Genomic DNA, 16,433 nt, shown 5'->3' with positions numbered 1-16,433 from the left:
CGGTTTTTGACTTTATTCAGGTATCTTTTTTACTTTCACGGTGGTGTTGAACAGCATTTCCTCGACTGTGGTAAATGTTCGATCCTTATACAACTTTTGTAATTGGCTGAAGACGATACGATCATCGCGGTGGTGAGGAATGGAAATAATTTCTCCTTCCGAGACAGGTGGGGATGCCCCGCCCCGCCAAACGATAGAAGAGCCAAGGGCATTGACTTCCGCTTTCCAAAGCATTGTATGTAAGGAACTGGGGAATACTTCGTCAATCGTGCGAAACCATAGCGGCTTCATCCCGAAAACAGTTTCAAATCGCTCAAGTTGACTGGGGAACAGGGATGTATTTTGTTCATAGGCGTCGCCTTGAACACCGAGCAGACCGACTGGAATATTTTTTTCAGTGATAAGTTTCACTGTTGCAGGGAATCGTTCCACCCAGTCCATGTCTAGAAATAAGAGTGGATAGGGTTTGCTCAATTCCTGGATCCACTGTTCCACTTCGACGTCTCCGAATGAAATGTTGACGGTCAATGCCGAACCACTTGTACCGCGAACAATGACAGCAGGCTCTTCTGTCACACGGAAGACGCTAGTGAGTGACATCTGTTCGGGTAATGAAGGAAGAAGCAAGAACAGTCCGAGGCAAGCAGTGATGATAATGGGGTATTTGAGACGCATTGCAATCCTCCTTGTACACAATCTATTGTAATTTATGAAAGACTGTTGACGGATATGCCAATGATATGCTAATATGAAAAAGTTGCTGTCGGGAAATAAATTATTTTTAAAAAAAGCCTTGAAAAATAATTTACATTTGTTATAATGATATTTGTCATGAAGGACATGCACACCGAATGAAACTTATTCAAAGTAGTTTACCTTTTATTATTCCGCAGTAGCTCAGTGGTAGAGCAATCGGCTGTTAACCGATCGGTCGTAGGTTCGAGTCCTACCTGCGGAGCCATCTTGCTTCCATAGCTCAGTAGGTAGAGTGCTTCCATGGTAAGGAAGAGGTCACCGGTTCGAATCCGGTTGGAAGCTCCAGAGCAGGTTTTTTAGAATGGCCCCTTGGTCAAGCGGTTAAGACACCGCCCTTTCACGGCGGTAACACGGGTTCGAATCCCGTAGGGGTCACCATTTTTTGAACAGTATTAATTCCTATCTACTATCCCGTTAAAATTGGGAGAAGCGAGTAGAACAAGGAAGCAATTGAGAGAAGGAAGGAGCGTACTCAGGTACGTGACTGACTGAGCGAATGAAGCTGACGCAGTAATGCGAAGCTTATCACAATTTTAACCTGGTGGGGTAGCGAAGTGGCTAAACGCGGCGGACTGTAAATCCGCTCCCTCAGGGTTCGGCGGTTCGAATCCGTCCCCCACCACCATTTATCTTTAAACCTTACATGCAACATTAAAAATAATTATCTGAAACTTATGCGGATCCTATTAAATTTAGGAGAAGCAAGCAGAACAAGGAAACGACTGAGTGAATGAAGATGTCGCAGTAATGCGCCGCTAATCAAAACTTTTTCGATACGCAGTGTTGAAAATAGTTATCCATAACTTTAACCTTGGGGTATAGCCAAGCGGTAAGGCAACGGACTTTGACTCCGTCATTCGTTGGTTCGAATCCAGCTACCCCAGCCATTTTCTGTTTTAGTTTTACCTTTACCTAACCATGTTGTTTACAATAAGTTCGACTGAAACCCTTTTCAAAATGAATTGGGTTTTTTTATATCTTTTATAAGCTTTTAGATAGGGTATAGATAGGTATATTGTAGTACACTAGTAAAAAAAGGTGGAACTTTACTTTATTATGTAATTTAGTGAATTCCTTGAAAATACATATTCTTTATTCGATTAGAAAAGAAGTGATAGTATGCAGGAAGATTATGAAATGATACAGGAACTAATTCGTCGAAATGGAAGCCATAGCCCGGAGAAAATACTGAGGGATGTTGCACATGCACTGGACCAGTCTGCGATTGTGGCGATTACGGATCAAACCGGGAAAATCACATACGTGAACGAGCTGTTTACGAAGATATCGCAATACAGCGTGGAAGAACTGATTGGAGCCAATCATCGGCTCGTCAATTCAGGTTATCATCTCCCAAGATTTTTCAAAGATATGTGGGCGACAATAGGTCGGGGAAAAACATGGCGTGGTGAAATCTATAACAAAGCCAAAGATGGTTCCTACTATTGGGTAGATACTGTCATTGTTCCTTTTTTAAATGAAAAAGGGAAGCCTTATCAATACATATCCATTCGGTATGATATTACGTCGCGTAAAGAGTCCGAACGGTTGACTCACGAACTTGTGTATTATGATCAACTGACGAATTTACCGAATAGAACATCTACGCGAAGAATGTTACGTGAAGAAGTAGCAAATTCAAATCTGCAGGGGACAAATCTAGCTTTTGTTTTTCTGAATATCGATCGATTTCGTTATATAAATGACTCGTTTGGGCATGAGTCGGGTGATTACGTTTTGTCAGTTATTGCTAAAAGATTGAAAGACGTGCTACAAGGTGAACATATTATTGGCCGGCTTTCGGGTGATGAGTTTGCATTGCTACTAAAAAATATAGATGATGCGGAGCATGCTGAACGAATAACGCAGGAAGTTAAACAATACCTCGAGGAACCGATTGAGCTAATGGGGTACTCACATATACCGGACGTGAGTTTTGGTATCGCACTTTGCCCGGAGCATGCTACCATGCCCTCCGATTTGGTCATGAAAGCGGAAAAGGCACTTATAAGTGCAAAATCCCATGGCGGCAGTGGATATGAAATGTATCGACAAGGTACAGATGCTAAAACGTTGGAACGGATTCTTCTGGAAAACGAGTTGAGAAAAAGTGTGCAACTGGGCCATTTACATCTTGATTATCAACCAAAGCTGAATTTGGAGACGGGTGAATTGACAGGTGTCGAAGCGCTTGTCAGATGGAATCATCCCGATCTTGGCAGGATACCGCCTGATCGTTTTATTCCAGTGGCAGAAGAAACGAAAATTATCCTTCCCCTTGGGGAGTGGGTATTGCGTGAGGCTTGTAAGCAGGCAAAAAGATGGCAGGATAGCGGTTATAAGCCGTTTAGGACGGCTATCAATATGTCTGCTGTCCAATTGGAAGAACCGACAATCCTTGAAACGATTAAAGCGATTCTCGATGAAACTGGAATTACACCAGATTTGATTGAAATAGAACTGACTGAAAGTGCATATGCAAACAGGGTAGGTATGCGAAAGACGGTTCAGAAAATAAGAGAATTTGGCATTATGGTGTCGATAGATGATTTTGGGACTGGATTTAGTGCGTTTAGTTATATCAAGGAGCTACCTGCAGATATATTGAAAATCGATATGTCCTTTATTCGGGATATACATGAGAATGAAGATAGCCGAGCGATTGTTGAGGCCATTGTGACCTTGGCGGATATCGTTGGTTTGAGTGTCATAGCAGAAGGTATAGAGCACAAGGAGCAAGTGACAATTTTGAAGGGGTTGGGTTGTCGGTATGGTCAAGGGTATTATTATAGCCGACCCGTACCGTCGGAAGAGTGTGAATCCTTCATGAAAAAGATAGTCGATAACGAATAAATATTCAGATACTTGTCGAGTTGAGTCAATCACTCTGAAAGACTTACAATAGAGATATTGTGAAGGGGAGGTATTTGGGTATGAAGCAACTAGAGATTTCACTTATTGGGGTACCGCTTGATTTTGGACAAAGTCGCCGTGGGGTAGATATGGGGCCAAGCGCCATTCGTTATGCAGGTGCTGTCGGAAGAATCGAAGCGATTGGTCATCAAGTGACAGATGAAGGGGATATTCAAGTAGGTGCTGCAGAGCGCAAGGAACATAGTGATTCAACACTAAAAAATTTGGATGAAGTCATACAAGCCAACACGGCACTTGCAGTGAAAGTCGCAGAAGTTGTGAAGGCGGATAGATTCCCGCTGGTATTAGGGGGAGATCACAGCATAGCGATTGGAACACTGGCAGGCCTGTCTGACAAATACAGCAACCTTGGCGTCATTTGGTATGATGCACATGCGGATTTGAATACAGCAGAGACATCGCCTTCAGGAAATATCCACGGTATGCCACTTGCTGTTAGTATCGGTCTTGGACATGATCATCTTGTTAACTTATATAGCGAAAAACAGAAAATAAAGCCTGAGAATGTGATTATTATCGGAGCACGCTCCGTTGATCCAGGTGAACGTGAATTGATCAAAGAAAAAGGTATTAAAGTATTTACGATGCATGAAATCGATCGTGATGGCATGACAGAGGTTATGAAAGCGGCAATTGCCTATTTACGTGAACGTGATGTTGACGGCGTGCACTTGTCCCTCGATCTCGATGGCCTCGATCCGCTTTATACGCCGGGAGTTGGAACGCCGGTACCGGGTGGCATCAGTTACAGAGAAAGCCATCTTGCAATGGAAATGCTGGAAGATTCCGGACTCATTACTTCGGCTGAATTCGTGGAAGTGAATCCGATTCTGGATGAGAAAAACAAAACAGCGGATGTCGCGGTTGGCCTAATGGGCTCATTATTTGGAGAAAAATTGCTGTAATTATACGAATGCCAAGAAGAGATGTGATTTCTTCTTGGCATTTTTGGATTCAATACATAGGTGATTTGGTAAGATGAAAGAATTCCGGAAAGAGAGGAAAAAATCTATTATATCTGGTAAAATAAAGTTAACTTGAATCAACAGAAATTCCTGCTGATTCAGGAGGAATGAAGTTCAATTCCTCCCTGTTAAGCTTTCAGCGGATGTCACAAATTTTGAGAGGAGTTAAGAAGGGCAGTAGAAGTGCGCGATGTCCTGTCGGCCTCAAGTGCAATTCAAAAATTGGACGTAATTTCGCCGAGGAGTAATTAATTTAGAAAAAAATGAAACCTGTCAACACCTTCATACGTATAGAAGGGACAGCCGCATAGAGCGGAGGATGAAACATATTGGATGAGTTAGTCAATAAACGAGTGAATGAAGTCCTGAAAGGTCATCAGGATGCGTTTGAAGAGATTGTCACCCTATTTCAACACCGCCTGTACCAAGTGTGCTACAGGATGCTAGGCAATGCACAAGAGGCGGAAGATATTGCCCAGGAAGCGTTTGTCCGTGCCTATACCAATATCCATACCTACGACCAAAACCGGAAATTTTCAACTTGGCTGTTTCGGATTGCGACGAATTTATGCATTGATCGGATCCGAAAAAAGAAACCGGATTATTACCTTGATGCAGAAGTGCCAGGTACAGAAGGTTTGGATATGTACTCGCAAATTGCTGCGCCCGGCGAATTGCCGGAAGATCAGGTCGAAAAGATGGAGATGCAGGAACGGATTCATTATGAAATTGGTAGGCTTCCGGATAAATACCGTTCAGTGATTATTCTAAGGTATATCGAAGAGTTGCCATTACAGGAAATTGGCGACATTTTGAAATTGCCACTGGGTACTGTGAAAACCCGTGTCCATCGAGGGCGGGATGCACTGCGTAAGCAGATGAGTAGTATGTAGGAGGGGAAAGTATGAATACGTGTCCGGAACAAATCGTTCAGTATATGCACGCGTATTTAGACGGTGACATAAGTCTCGCTGAGGAGCGGGAGTTGAAACAGCATCTAGATAGCTGCAAAGAATGTAAGGAAATCATGAATGGACTCACGGAGTCGATTGCATTTATAGGGAGTGCTACGCAAATAGAGGCGCCGAAAAATTTTGTGGATGGTGTGATGGCTCGTCTTCCGAAGGAAAAATCTCAAGCGGGCTTCCAACGTTGGCTTCGACGGCATCCATTTTTGGCGGCCGCCGCGATGTTTGTCATTTTGATGAGTGCATCGCTCTTTTCTAGTTATGGCAATGATCAGCAATTTTCAGTGACCAAGCAACCTAATCTAATTGTTGAGGGTCAAACGGTGCTTGTGCCAGAGGGGGAAATTGTGAAAGGAGACATCGTTGTCAAAAATGGTATACTCCGAATTGAAGGACAAGTGGATGGCGATGTCACGGTCATACAAGGCTCTAAATATATGGCGTCGACGGCAATTGTAACAGGGAAGATTGAAGAAGTTGACAAGGTGTTTGACTGGCTTTGGTATAAAATGAAGAAAACGGTGAAAGATATTTTCCCGGCTTCGGCAGAAAATGAGTCGTCTGTAGACTGAAAAAAGCGACTGCGTGAACCGCTATGAGCGGGCGCCCAGTCGCTTTTGCTGTCTTTCAGGGGCGCATACTCTAGTACGATTATGATATACTATACGTATAAGAATTTGTGTAAGAAGGTAGGCGAAGCACATGCCCAAATGGGGAGAATTAATTGATTTCAGTCCAGTCGCGGCACTTATTAATATAGTGGATGTGCTTCTCGTCTGGTTTGTTTTTTATCAACTGATTAAGATTATTAAAGGAACAAAAGCGGTTCAGCTGTTAAAAGGAATATTTGTAATTATTATTGTCCGTGTGCTGACAGATGTATTTAGTCTAGACACACTTCGATTTTTGATGGACCAAGTGCTCCCCTTTGGCTTTTTGGCAATCATCATTATCTTCCAACCCGAGCTACGACGTGCGCTTGAACAGCTGGGAAGAGGACGTTTATTCGCAAGAACGAACCTACAAGAAGATGATGAACGAGAACGACTGATGGGTGCGATAATTAAATCTGTTAGTTATATGGCGAAACGTCGAATTGGTGCGCTTATTTCAATTGAAAAAGAAACGGGACTAAGTGAATATATCGAAACGGGTATTCCGTTACATGCAGATATAACGTCAGAACTGCTTATTAATATATTCATCCCTAATACACCGCTTCATGATGGTGCAGTGATTCTCCAAAAGAATCAGATTGCGGCGGCAGGATGTTATTTGCCATTGTCGGAGAGTTCGTTTATTTCAAAAGAGCTTGGGACACGGCATAGGGCTGCGATTGGACTAAGTGAGGTCACGGATGCGATTACGATTATTGTGTCGGAGGAGACAGGAGCTGTCAGTATTACGGCGACTGGCGATTTAGATAGGAATTTAAGTATGGAGGAATTTGAAGCACGGCTACGTAGAGTGTGGTTTGGTTCAGCGCCAGAGCAGGTCGATCACTCCATCTGGAAGTGGAGGAGAAAAAATGGATAAATTAATGGATACCCCATGGTTTCTTCGACTTACAGCCTTGTTTCTCGCAATCGTCATGTTCTACTCTGTCAGAGTGGCAGAAGAGAATTCCGCAGGGAAAACTGTCGGTGATACGCAGGATGTTATCCGTGACGTCGCGGTAGATGTCTACTATGATAATGAAAATCTAGTAGTGACAGGTGTTCCAGAAACGGTGAACCTGACGATTGATGGACCGGCGAATATCGTGCAAACAACAAAATTGTTGAAAGACTTTACCTTGAAAGTAGATTTACGAAGCTTACCGATGGGGCGGCATACTGTAGAAATTCAACCTGAAAATATGTCCGAAAAATTGCGGGTGCGAATAGATCCAGCGACGGTTGAGGTAGTGATTGAGGAGAAAATCACCCAATCATTCCGGGTGGACGCAGAACTAAATGAACGTCTACTCGCTGAGGACTTCAATGTTGTGAAAATGGAGGTAGTCCCGAAAACCATCCAAGTAACAGGTGCGAAGAGTGTGATTGAATCGATTAGCTTCGTGAAGGCCTCCGTAACGGGCGACAAAGGTCTCAATCGAACATTTGAACAGCAGGCAAGGGTCCGTGTGCTCGACAAGGACCTCTCGAAGCTGAATGTGACGATAGTTCCTGAACAGGTGACTGTCAAAGTTGAAATTGAAGAATATAATAAAGAAGTGCCAATTGTACTGAAAGTGCGCGGTACCCCAAGTACAGGCGTAACTGTTAATACAATTACAACTGAGGAAAAAACCATCCGCTTATCTGGACCACGTAAAGTATTAGATCAAATTACGGAATTCAACGTGGATGTGGATGTGTCCGAAGTAAAGGGACAAGGAAATTTGAATGTCTTGTTGAAAAAACCAAAAGGTGTTTCACAGATGTCGTTGAATCAAGTTAAAGTCAAAGTAGACGCAGCTGTGTCAGATGGAGATATAGACGGGGACGCAGAGGCGGATACAGATACGGAAGTGGACAATCCGGACATGCCCGTCGACAATACACAGATCGTAACAAAGGAATTTGGAAATATTCCTATTACGGTAAAAGGGCTCGATGAGAAATTTAACGGTTCGTTTGTGAAACCAGAGGATGGTTTGGTTGCGCTGACAGTTACAGCGGAACAGAATGTGATAGATGCATTAAAGCAATCTGATTTTACAGTTTCTATAGATGCGTCGGAAACGATAGATGAAGGAGAAAAGGTTCTTCTTGTTTCGGTAGAAGGCCCGCCAGATATCGTGTGGAAACTTTCAAATGATAAAGTAACGATACGTATTGAACTTGCCTGAAGATTCGACTGAATGTACAGGATTGAAAGGGAGAATGGAAATGACAAAGTATTTCGGGACTGATGGTGTCCGTGGAGTTGCAAATAAGGAATTAACACCGGAGCTTGCTTTTAAGCTTGGTAGAATTGGTGGCCATGTGCTAGCAAAAGGAACGGAAGGCAAGTCACAGGTACTGGTCGGTAGAGATACGCGTATCTCAGGCCAAATGCTTGAAAGCGCCTTGATCGCAGGACTTTTATCGACAGGGGTTGAAGTAATGACCCTAGGGGTGATCAGTACACCGGGAGTTGCTTATTTAACACGGGTCATGAATGCACAGGCTGGTGTTATGATTTCAGCTTCGCATAATCCAGTAGAAGACAATGGCATCAAATTTTTCGGCGCTGACGGTTACAAACTGACGGATGAGCAGGAAGAGGAATTCGAACAACTGCTTAACGAACAGGAAGATGCGTTACCACGTCCGACTGGAGCAGGTGTCGGTTCCATTACCGAATATTTTGAAGGCGGCCTTAAATATATTCAATACCTAAAACAGACGGTCGATGAGGAGTTCACAGGTATTCATGTAGCTCTTGACTGTGCGCATGGCGCGACATCACCACTGGCAACACATTTATTTGCTGATTTAGACGCTGATTTGTCAACGATGGGTGCCTCGCCAAACGGGTTAAACATTAATGCTGGAGTCGGTTCGACCCACCCGGAAGAGTTAAGCAGCTTAGTAGTTGAAAAAGGAGCCGATATCGGCTTGGCATTTGACGGAGATGGCGATCGTCTTATCGCGGTTGATGAGCAAGGTAAAGTGGTGGATGGCGACCAAATTATGTATATCGTTGCGCGTCACCTTCAATCGGAAGGTCGATTGAAATCGAGTACAGTTGTTTCGACAATCATGAGTAACCTGGGCTTTTACAAAGCACTTGAAAAGTATGACATAAAAAGTGTGGCAACAGCTGTAGGTGATCGCTACGTTGTCGAAGAGATGAGAAAAGAAAATTATAATCTAGGCGGCGAACAGTCAGGCCATATCATTTTCCTTGATTACAATACGACAGGGGATGGGCTGCTGACAGGCCTTCAACTTGTTAATATTATGAAACGAACAGGACGGAAACTGTCTGATCTTGCAAGTGAAATGACGATTTATCCACAACGATTAGTTAATATTCGTGTGACGGATAAACATGCAGTGACAGACAATGTACGTGTTGCTAAAGTGATTGAGGATGTTGAACGAGAAATGGCTGGTGAAGGTCGTGTGCTTGTTCGCGCCTCAGGTACTGAGCCGCTTGTTCGTGTCATGGTTGAAGCATCATCAGAAGAGGCTTGTGAACGCCTCGTTGAACAGATTGCTGATGTAGTACGAGCAGAGATGGGATTAGAATAAAGGATTAAATCAATGACCGAAGATGCCAGTATTGGCGGCATCTTCGGTTTTTTCTATCCAAAATAAAAAAAAGGTCATTTGCAAGTGAGTGCGGGTAGGCACTAGCTTACGAATGACCAACTGTACAAAGATAAGAAAGTAGAAGATTTTCAACTGGGCGCTTCGTCTAGCTCCGGGCGCCATTTTGTTTTTAATATCTCTTTTGAAATTTATTTCGAATGACGATAGCTGTCGAGTTTAAGACGAGCAAGGCAACTAGCAGAACAATAATCGTAGCGGCTGCTAGGTTCGCATATTCAGCAACGAGAGAGGAATCGAGTGTCCAATAATAGATTTGCATCGGTAGTACTGTGAATTTGTCGAAAATCCCTCCTGGGAAAGGAAGTAATAACGCAGGAATCCCGATGACGACTAGTGGTGCCGTTTCACCAATTGCGCGTGACAGTGAGAGAATAGCACCTGTTAGGATGCCTGGTAACGCGACAGGCAAGATCACGGTTTTAATGGTTTGCCACTTGGTAGCGCCCATCCCGAAGGAGGCTTCACTTAAATGGTTCGGCACCGCGCGAATAGCTTCTTGACTGGCAACGATGACTATTGGAAGAATGAGTAGTGCCATTGTTAAGCCGCCAGCTAAAATAATATTGCCGAAATTCAATGCTCTGACAAAGATGGTCAAACCTAAAATTCCGTAAACAATGGATGGAACACCTGCTAAGTTCGCAATGTTTGTTTGAATAAAACCTTGCAGGCGGCCTTTTTTTGCATACAATTCCAAGTAAAGTGCCGTTCCAACACCTAAAAATAGCGTGACGGGGGCAACAACGAACATTAACCAGGACGTACCAAGAATGGCACCCATAATGCCGGCACGTTCAGGCTGTGTAGACAGTTTGCCGGTTAGGAAATCGAAATTGAGCCAGCCGATACCTTGAGACACTACACGATAAAGTAAAATTGAAAGGACTACAAGTCCAAAAAGTGTGGCTAGTAGAAAGATGAATTTGGAAACGCTATTCAGCAGCAAACGAGCATTCATTCTTCTAGTAACGTCCCCATGGTTCACTTGCTCCATATTAATATTCCTCCCTAAATTTACGTGTAACAGCTCTTGCAATGATATTCATCAGCAGTGTAAAGACAAACAGTGTCATGGCGACCGCATAGAGACTGTAGTAAACAGTCGATCCCGCGGCTGCGTCACCACCCGTAACTTCTACGATATATGCGGTCATTGTTTGCATAGACTGCGTAACATCGAACGTGAAGTTTTTTGTACTACCGCTGGCGATGGTAACAATCATTGTTTCACCAATTGCACGTGAAATACCTAGTACAAAGGAGGCGATAATGCCCGATAATGCAGCAGGAATGACAACTTTTCTTGTGACTTCCAACTTCGTTGAACCTAATCCAAGTGCCCCTTCCCGCATTGACTGTGGAACTGAACTCATCGCGTCTTCTGATAAGGAGGCGATCATTGGAATAATCATTACGCCCATGACAATCCCAGGGCTTAAAATATTGGTAGCCTGCAAGTTGGGAATCAATTCACGTAATAACGGTGTAACGAAAGTGAAGGCGAAAAATCCATAAACAATCGTCGGAATACCAGCTAGGATCTCTAATAGTGGTTTGACTACTTTACGTACACGATCCGAAGCGTATTCACTCAAATAGATTGCTGTCATGAGCCCAATAGGTACGGCAACAGCCATGGCAATGAGCGAGGACGTGACGGTTCCCATAATGAGCGGAAGTACGCCGAATTCAGGCGTCTGACTTAGTGGTTTCAGCACAGTACCAGTGAAAAAGTCGACAATGGGTACACGTTTGAAAAACTCAATCGTTTCTGCAAGTAATGTGTAGATAATCCCAACGGTCGTTAGGATGGATACCGTTGTAAGTGAAAAGAGAAAGAAGGGAACAGATTTTTCAACTAGTTCTCTAACGTTTCTTGATTGTCTTTTTTGTTCAATCAGTTCCCGTATATTGAGCTCTTTGTTGTTTGCAGCCATTTTACGAAGCACTCCTTTTACAGGGGATAAGTGATAAGAAGATGAGGGCCATTACAGCGCTCATCTTCTAGTGTTTTTATTTCAAACCATTTAAGAATTCTACATTTGCCTTTGCTTCTGCTTCAGGAATCGGTGCGAAGCCAGTTTCACCTGCGAAGGTATTGACATTGTTCATCGCATAGATTGCATAATCGAGTACTTGTGGCTTGTCTTGTGCATGTTTGATATTCAAGTAAGTGAAGACTGGGCGTGTGAAGCCTGCATAGTCGCCGTCTTCCGCAATTGTTTCAAGTGACGGTTCAACTGGACCATTTCCGAAGTCTACATCCACTGCAGCTAGTTTGTCTTTGTTGTTGACATAGTAACCAAATCCGAAGAAGGCAATCCCATTTTTGTCTTCAGATACTAAGTTGACAAGTGTTGAGTAATCTTGTTGAAGATTGACGTTGCTGACTAGATCTTGTTTATCAAGAATTTTTTCATAGAAGAACTCATATGTTCCGTGATTTTCGTTCGGTCCCATAGGTTTGATGGCTTCAGCAGGCCAGTCTGGATTGATGTCCGACCATTTTTCAATACCGCTGTCAGCCTTAAAGATGCTGATGAGTTGTTCGGGTGTCATTTCAGTTGCCCAATCATTGTCTTTGTTAATGACGAATGTTAAGCCATCTAGCGCCACTTTTAACTCTTTTACTTCCAGCCCCAGAGTAGCTGCTTCGGTTGATTCTTCATCTTTGATTTGACGAGATGCATTGTTAAAATCCGTTCCATTGTCAACTAAGAACTTTTTGAATCCAGCGCTTGTTCCCGCGCGGCTTACTTCAACGGATACATTTTCTTGCTCATTGATCATATATTCTTCAGCGATCTTGGCCATTAACGGATAGACCGTTCCAGATCCATCGATGGTTACACTACCTTCTAAATCAGCTGTTGCGTTTGTTTTGCCTTCGTCGTCTTGCCCTGAATCCGCCCCACATGCTGCTGTGATTACCGCGAGTGCAGCAAGTACTAGGAACAAAAGATATTTTTTAAACTTCATTTGAATTGTCCTCCCCAAAACGGATTTGTTTTTTTGAAAGATTATCTCTTACAATTGCTAGTATAAGTGCTGAATGTAAAGTAGGTATGATTAAAGTGTAAAGACTTTGTAAACGTTAAGTTTTATGAATAAAAAAAGACATCCTGGAAAATAAGGATATCTTGCACTTTGTAAGTTGAATTAAAGATTCCTTTGAAATTCGCTCAGCGCTAGGGGATGCCTTTGCTAGAGATTAGGCGGAAATCATAAATTTAACATGAACGATCAACCAAATCGGCCGTTAATATAGTCATTCGTCAATGGATCAGTTGGATTGTTGAAGATTGTGGTTGTTCGGTCGCATTCAACGATCTCACCATTAAGGAAAAAGGCAGTGCGGTCTGAGATTCTAGCAGCTTGCTGCATATTATGCGTAACAATCGCGATGGTGACATCATTCTTAATGGCATCAATGAGCTCTTCTACTTTATGTGTCGATACTGGATCGAGAGCGGATGTTGGTTCATCCATCAGAATGACTTCAGGGTCAACCGCGAGACAGCGAGCGATACATAGTCGTTGTTGCTGACCACCTGAAAGTCCGTATGCACTTTTGTGAAGACGGTCTTTGACTTCATCCCACAGGGCGGCTTTACGTAAACTGTCTTCGACAACCATGTCCAGCATCGCTTTGTTACGGATACCATGTATTTTTGGACCGAACGCAACATTTTCATAAATCGATTTTGGGAATGGGTTTGGCTTTTGGAAGACCATTCCTACTTTGGAGCGCAGTAATTCAACAGGCATCGAGTTGCCAAGTATATTGTTGCCTTTGAATGTCAGGTTCCCGGAAATCGTGACATCGGGTACTAGTTCAACCATTCGATTCAGTGTCTTGAGATAGGTGGATTTCCCGCAGCCGGAAGGGCCGATGATAGCTGTTACTTCTTTTTCGTTGATAGAAAGATCTATATTTTTAAGCGCATGAGATGATCCGTACCACAGGTTCAAACCATTCGTTTCGTAGACTGGTTTATGCCAATTTGTATTTTTCATAACGTGAAATTGTACATCCTTTTTACGCTCTAGTTGTAAGGTCATGAGTATCCTCCTCATTGGTGTTGGAGCTATATTTTGTCGAACTTATTAGTGTAAGTACCCTTGCTTTCTTTATGATAAACAAGAAGTGTTGAGGGAGTATGAAGGAAATGTTAAGAGTTTGTAAATGACAAATGGACCTCATTGAAGTGAGGTCCATCCGATTTCATTCAAAAATATAATGTAGCGCCTTCACGGCTTGGTCAACGGTCTCGACAGTGGCGTGGGCTTTGCGTGATAGTTCTTTTAGTGCGTGGTGATGCTCTTCTTTGCGGATCAGGATGAGCGGTTTGCCGAATGCGACGGCTGCACTGGCGTCCGTTGCCGTGTTCCATTGTTTATATTTTTCGCCGAATAGGGCGATGACGAGGTCAGCTTTCTTCATTAATAGCTCCGTGCGCAAATTATTGAAGCTTGATGCAGCGGCATCTTTGAAGATGGCGTCGGGCTGTTTGCCTAAAATCTCTTCTCCAATATTGTCGGAACGGTCATGGTCTTCCATTGGACCAACGAAGTCGATGGGCAAGTTGAGTGCCGCCACTTTTAGCTTTACTTCCTCGCGCCATGAACTGTGGATTTCTCCAGCTAGATAAACGGTTAATCGCATAACTAAATCCCTCCTCTATACAATAGTCTCCATTGTAGCAGAAGGTTGCCTGAAAGTTTAGAATGTATGTAGAGATAGGGGGAGTTCGGATGAAAAGACTATGGCATAATGGCAAACTGTATACGATGCAGCGGGAAGGTGACCGAGTAGAAGCATTGCTTGTGGAAGATGGAAAAATCATCGCAGTTGGTGCGTATGCTGAGCTAAAAGGGCAAGCGGATGAGGAGATGGACTTAGATGGGGCGGTTCTTTACCCAGGTTTCATAGATAGTCATATGCATATGATTGGGCATGGAGACAAGCTACTCAGTCTGGATTTATCCAAAGCGGCGTCACAAGACCAGATGATGGACATGTTACTGGGGGCGCGCGCGGGATTGGCGGCAAACGAGTGGTTTATAGGGGAGGGGTGGAATGAAAATAACTTCCCCGATAAAAAGATTTTTACACGTCAGGAATTAGATCGGGTAACAGAGTCACCAATGATATTGAAACGGACATGCAGGCATGCGATGCTGGTGAATTCGAAAGCGCTTGAATTGGCGGGCATTACGAGGGAAACACCAGACCCAGTAGATGGTGTTATTATGCGAGATACTAATGGCGAGCCAACGGGTTATTTAAAGGAAGGCGCGATGGAGTTGGTAGCTAGTTTAGTGCCAGAACCAACGGAACAGTCATTGACGCGCGCGTTACGGAAATCAGTCGATGATTTGCTAACGCTTGGTTTGACGGGCGCTGTGACGGAAGACTTGGGGTATTATGGCGACTATCGTAACCCTTTACAGGCGTTCAAAAATGTCATCGGTCAAGAAAAGAAATTCCGTGCACATTTGCTACGGAGGTCGACGGTTTTTGAGCAAATGATGGCGGACGATGCGATGTATGATGAACCGTGGATTGAGCCGGGGGCCATGAAGTTTTTCATCGATGGGGCGCTAGGTGGAAAGACAGCATTACTAAGTAAACCCTATAATGACACACCTGAAACATCGGGCATGACTGTCGTGACTGATGAAGAAATTGATGCACTTGTGGCGCTGGCTCGAAAGCATGATGAAGCGATTGCTGTCCATGTCATCGGGGATGCTGCAGTAGAAAAAGCGTTGGATGCGATTGAAAAGTATCCGGTAGTGGAAGGGAAATACGATCGTTTGATTCATGTGAATGTGTTGCGCGCTGATTTGGTGGAACGGATGGAAAAGCTTCCGGTTATTCTTGATTTACAACCAGTGTTTGTGTCGTCCGATTTCCCTTGGGTGATGGATCGATTAGGCGAGGACCGTCTGGACTGGGCGTATGCATGGAAGAAACTGCTCGACCGTGGATTTATTTGTGGAGGAGGGTCGGATGCTCCGATTGAAGAAGTCGATCCACTGCTCGGTATTTACGCGGCAACAGCACGACGTAAACCAGGAGAAACCCATGAAGGCTATTTGCCTGATGAAAAGTTGAGCCGCTTTGAAGCAGTCGGATTATTTACGACAGGGAGCGCCGGGACCATTGGTAAAGCGGATGTCCGAGGGAAGTTGGCAGTAGGGTTTGACGCTGATTTCACTGTACTTGATCGGGATTTATTTGAGGTCGATGTGGAAGAGATTGTGGATGCGAATGTTGTGCTGACGGTTGTGGCCGGGGAAGTGATGTATAGGGCGTAAGTGATTTGTAGGAGGGGTTACTTTGCGCGTTAAAAGAGTAGCATCGCGCGCAAAAGCGGTTGCCGCCCGCGCAAAGAGAAGTCCTCCGCGCGCAAAAGCGGTTGCCGCCCGCGCAAAGAGAAGTCCTCCGCGCGCAAAAGCGGTTGCCGCCCGCGCAAAGAGAAGTCCTCCGCGCGCAAAAG

The 16,433-nt window shown here is 44.0% G+C and carries 14 protein-coding genes and 5 tRNA genes; 13 read left to right on the top strand and 6 right to left on the bottom strand.

What is annotated here, in order from left to right:
* Positions 1-12: 12 nt before the first annotated feature.
* Positions 13-675, bottom strand: a complete 663-nt coding sequence (locus ACIQ0H_RS12260; protein ID WP_403414953.1) for a polysaccharide deacetylase family protein — start codon at positions 673-675, stop codon at positions 13-15.
* A 211-nt stretch (positions 676-886) separates the two neighbouring features.
* On the opposite strand from ACIQ0H_RS12260, the gene ACIQ0H_RS12255 reads away from it, so the two are divergent.
* The 12 genes from ACIQ0H_RS12255 (at position 887) to glmM (ending at position 9,846) form a co-directional block, all read left to right on the top strand.
* Positions 887-961: transfer RNA gene (locus ACIQ0H_RS12255), tRNA-Asn, on the top strand.
* Between the two features lie 4 nt (positions 962-965).
* Positions 966-1,041: transfer RNA gene (locus ACIQ0H_RS12250), tRNA-Thr, on the top strand.
* Between the two features lie 18 nt (positions 1,042-1,059).
* Positions 1,060-1,134, top strand: a tRNA-Glu gene (locus ACIQ0H_RS12245).
* 162 nt (positions 1,135-1,296) lie between these two features.
* Positions 1,297-1,381: transfer RNA gene (locus ACIQ0H_RS12240), tRNA-Tyr, on the top strand.
* A 187-nt stretch (positions 1,382-1,568) separates the two neighbouring features.
* A tRNA-Gln gene (locus ACIQ0H_RS12235) sits at positions 1,569-1,643 on the top strand.
* Positions 1,644-1,893: 250 nt separating this feature from the next.
* Positions 1,894-3,609, top strand: coding sequence for a putative bifunctional diguanylate cyclase/phosphodiesterase (locus tag ACIQ0H_RS12230; RefSeq protein ID WP_403414950.1), 1,716 nt, complete (start codon positions 1,894-1,896; stop codon positions 3,607-3,609).
* 80 nt (positions 3,610-3,689) lie between these two features.
* Positions 3,690-4,595 (top strand): arginase, encoded by a 906-nt coding sequence (rocF, locus tag ACIQ0H_RS12225; protein ID WP_403414948.1) that lies wholly within the window; start codon positions 3,690-3,692, stop codon positions 4,593-4,595.
* A gap of 389 nt (positions 4,596-4,984) precedes the next feature.
* On the top strand, positions 4,985-5,548 hold the full coding sequence (gene sigW / locus ACIQ0H_RS12220; protein WP_403414945.1) for an RNA polymerase sigma factor SigW: 564 nt from the start codon (positions 4,985-4,987) through the stop codon (positions 5,546-5,548).
* A gap of 11 nt (positions 5,549-5,559) precedes the next feature.
* Positions 5,560-6,195, top strand: a complete 636-nt coding sequence (locus ACIQ0H_RS12215; protein WP_403414942.1) for an anti-sigma factor family protein — start codon at positions 5,560-5,562, stop codon at positions 6,193-6,195.
* 130 nt (positions 6,196-6,325) lie between these two features.
* Positions 6,326-7,159, top strand: coding sequence for a diadenylate cyclase CdaA (gene cdaA / locus ACIQ0H_RS12210; protein ID WP_403414939.1), 834 nt, complete (start codon positions 6,326-6,328; stop codon positions 7,157-7,159).
* Entirely contained in the window at positions 7,152-8,456 is a 1,305-nt protein-coding gene (locus tag ACIQ0H_RS12205) for a CdaR family protein (RefSeq protein ID WP_403414936.1), read from the top strand. Before cdaA ends, ACIQ0H_RS12205 begins: the two co-directional genes overlap by 8 nt.
* Positions 8,457-8,496: 40 nt before the next feature.
* Positions 8,497-9,846, top strand: a complete 1,350-nt coding sequence (glmM, locus tag ACIQ0H_RS12200) for a phosphoglucosamine mutase (RefSeq protein ID WP_403414933.1) — start codon at positions 8,497-8,499, stop codon at positions 9,844-9,846.
* A 190-nt stretch (positions 9,847-10,036) separates the two neighbouring features.
* Here the strand turns inward: glmM and pstA are convergent, their stop codons facing one another.
* The 5 genes from pstA to ACIQ0H_RS12175 all read right to left on the bottom strand — a co-directional run bounded on the left by pstA (position 10,037) and on the right by ACIQ0H_RS12175 (position 14,593).
* Complete coding sequence (gene pstA / locus ACIQ0H_RS12195) at positions 10,037-10,921, bottom strand: phosphate ABC transporter permease PstA (protein ID WP_403414930.1); 885 nt, start codon at positions 10,919-10,921, stop codon at positions 10,037-10,039.
* A 1-nt stretch (position 10,922) separates the two neighbouring features.
* Complete coding sequence (gene pstC / locus ACIQ0H_RS12190) at positions 10,923-11,864, bottom strand: phosphate ABC transporter permease subunit PstC (protein ID WP_403414927.1); 942 nt, start codon at positions 11,862-11,864, stop codon at positions 10,923-10,925.
* A 76-nt stretch (positions 11,865-11,940) separates the two neighbouring features.
* Complete coding sequence (locus ACIQ0H_RS12185; protein ID WP_403414925.1) at positions 11,941-12,906, bottom strand: PstS family phosphate ABC transporter substrate-binding protein; 966 nt, start codon at positions 12,904-12,906, stop codon at positions 11,941-11,943.
* Between the two features lie 264 nt (positions 12,907-13,170).
* Positions 13,171-13,944, bottom strand: a complete 774-nt coding sequence (gene pstB, locus ACIQ0H_RS12180; RefSeq protein ID WP_403415713.1) for a phosphate ABC transporter ATP-binding protein PstB — start codon at positions 13,942-13,944, stop codon at positions 13,171-13,173.
* Positions 13,945-14,152: 208 nt separating this feature from the next.
* Positions 14,153-14,593, bottom strand: coding sequence for a YtoQ family protein (locus ACIQ0H_RS12175; RefSeq protein ID WP_403414922.1), 441 nt, complete (start codon positions 14,591-14,593; stop codon positions 14,153-14,155).
* Between the two features lie 89 nt (positions 14,594-14,682).
* On the opposite strand from ACIQ0H_RS12175, the gene ACIQ0H_RS12170 reads away from it, so the two are divergent.
* Entirely contained in the window at positions 14,683-16,251 is a 1,569-nt protein-coding gene (locus ACIQ0H_RS12170; RefSeq protein WP_403414919.1) for an amidohydrolase, read from the top strand.
* The last annotated feature ends 182 nt before the right edge of the window (positions 16,252-16,433 follow it).

It is taken from the genome of Sporosarcina sp. NPDC096371 (genome assembly GCF_044762865.1).
Lineage (GTDB): Bacteria > Bacillota > Bacilli > Bacillales_A > Planococcaceae > Sporosarcina.
Note: the sequence above shows the minus strand (reverse complement) of the source record. Positions and strands in the feature narration are given on the sequence as shown.

Bases quoted from the DNA above. Each gene is read 5' to 3' on its own strand.
- ACIQ0H_RS12260 (WP_403414953.1), bottom strand. From the start codon at position 675: ATGCGTCTCAAATACCCCATTATCATCACTGCTTGCCTCGGACTGTTC.
- ACIQ0H_RS12230 (WP_403414950.1), top strand. From the start codon at position 1,894: ATGATACAGGAACTAATTCGTCGAAATGGAAGCCATAGCCCGGAGAAA.
- rocF (WP_403414948.1), top strand. From the start codon at position 3,690: ATGAAGCAACTAGAGATTTCACTTATTGGGGTACCGCTTGATTTTGGA.
- ACIQ0H_RS12215 (WP_403414942.1), top strand. From the start codon at position 5,560: ATGAATACGTGTCCGGAACAAATCGTTCAGTATATGCACGCGTATTTA.
- cdaA (WP_403414939.1), top strand. From the start codon at position 6,326: ATGCCCAAATGGGGAGAATTAATTGATTTCAGTCCAGTCGCGGCACTT.
- ACIQ0H_RS12205 (WP_403414936.1), top strand. From the start codon at position 7,152: ATGGATAAATTAATGGATACCCCATGGTTTCTTCGACTTACAGCCTTG.
- glmM (WP_403414933.1), top strand. From the start codon at position 8,497: ATGACAAAGTATTTCGGGACTGATGGTGTCCGTGGAGTTGCAAATAAG.
- pstA (WP_403414930.1), bottom strand. From the start codon at position 10,921: ATGGAGCAAGTGAACCATGGGGACGTTACTAGAAGAATGAATGCTCGT.
- pstC (WP_403414927.1), bottom strand. From the start codon at position 11,864: ATGGCTGCAAACAACAAAGAGCTCAATATACGGGAACTGATTGAACAA.
- ACIQ0H_RS12185 (WP_403414925.1), bottom strand. From the start codon at position 12,906: ATGAAGTTTAAAAAATATCTTTTGTTCCTAGTACTTGCTGCACTCGCG.
- pstB (WP_403415713.1), bottom strand. From the start codon at position 13,944: ATGAAAAATACAAATTGGCATAAACCAGTCTACGAAACGAATGGTTTG.
- ACIQ0H_RS12175 (WP_403414922.1), bottom strand. From the start codon at position 14,593: ATGCGATTAACCGTTTATCTAGCTGGAGAAATCCACAGTTCATGGCGC.
- ACIQ0H_RS12170 (WP_403414919.1), top strand. From the start codon at position 14,683: ATGAAAAGACTATGGCATAATGGCAAACTGTATACGATGCAGCGGGAA.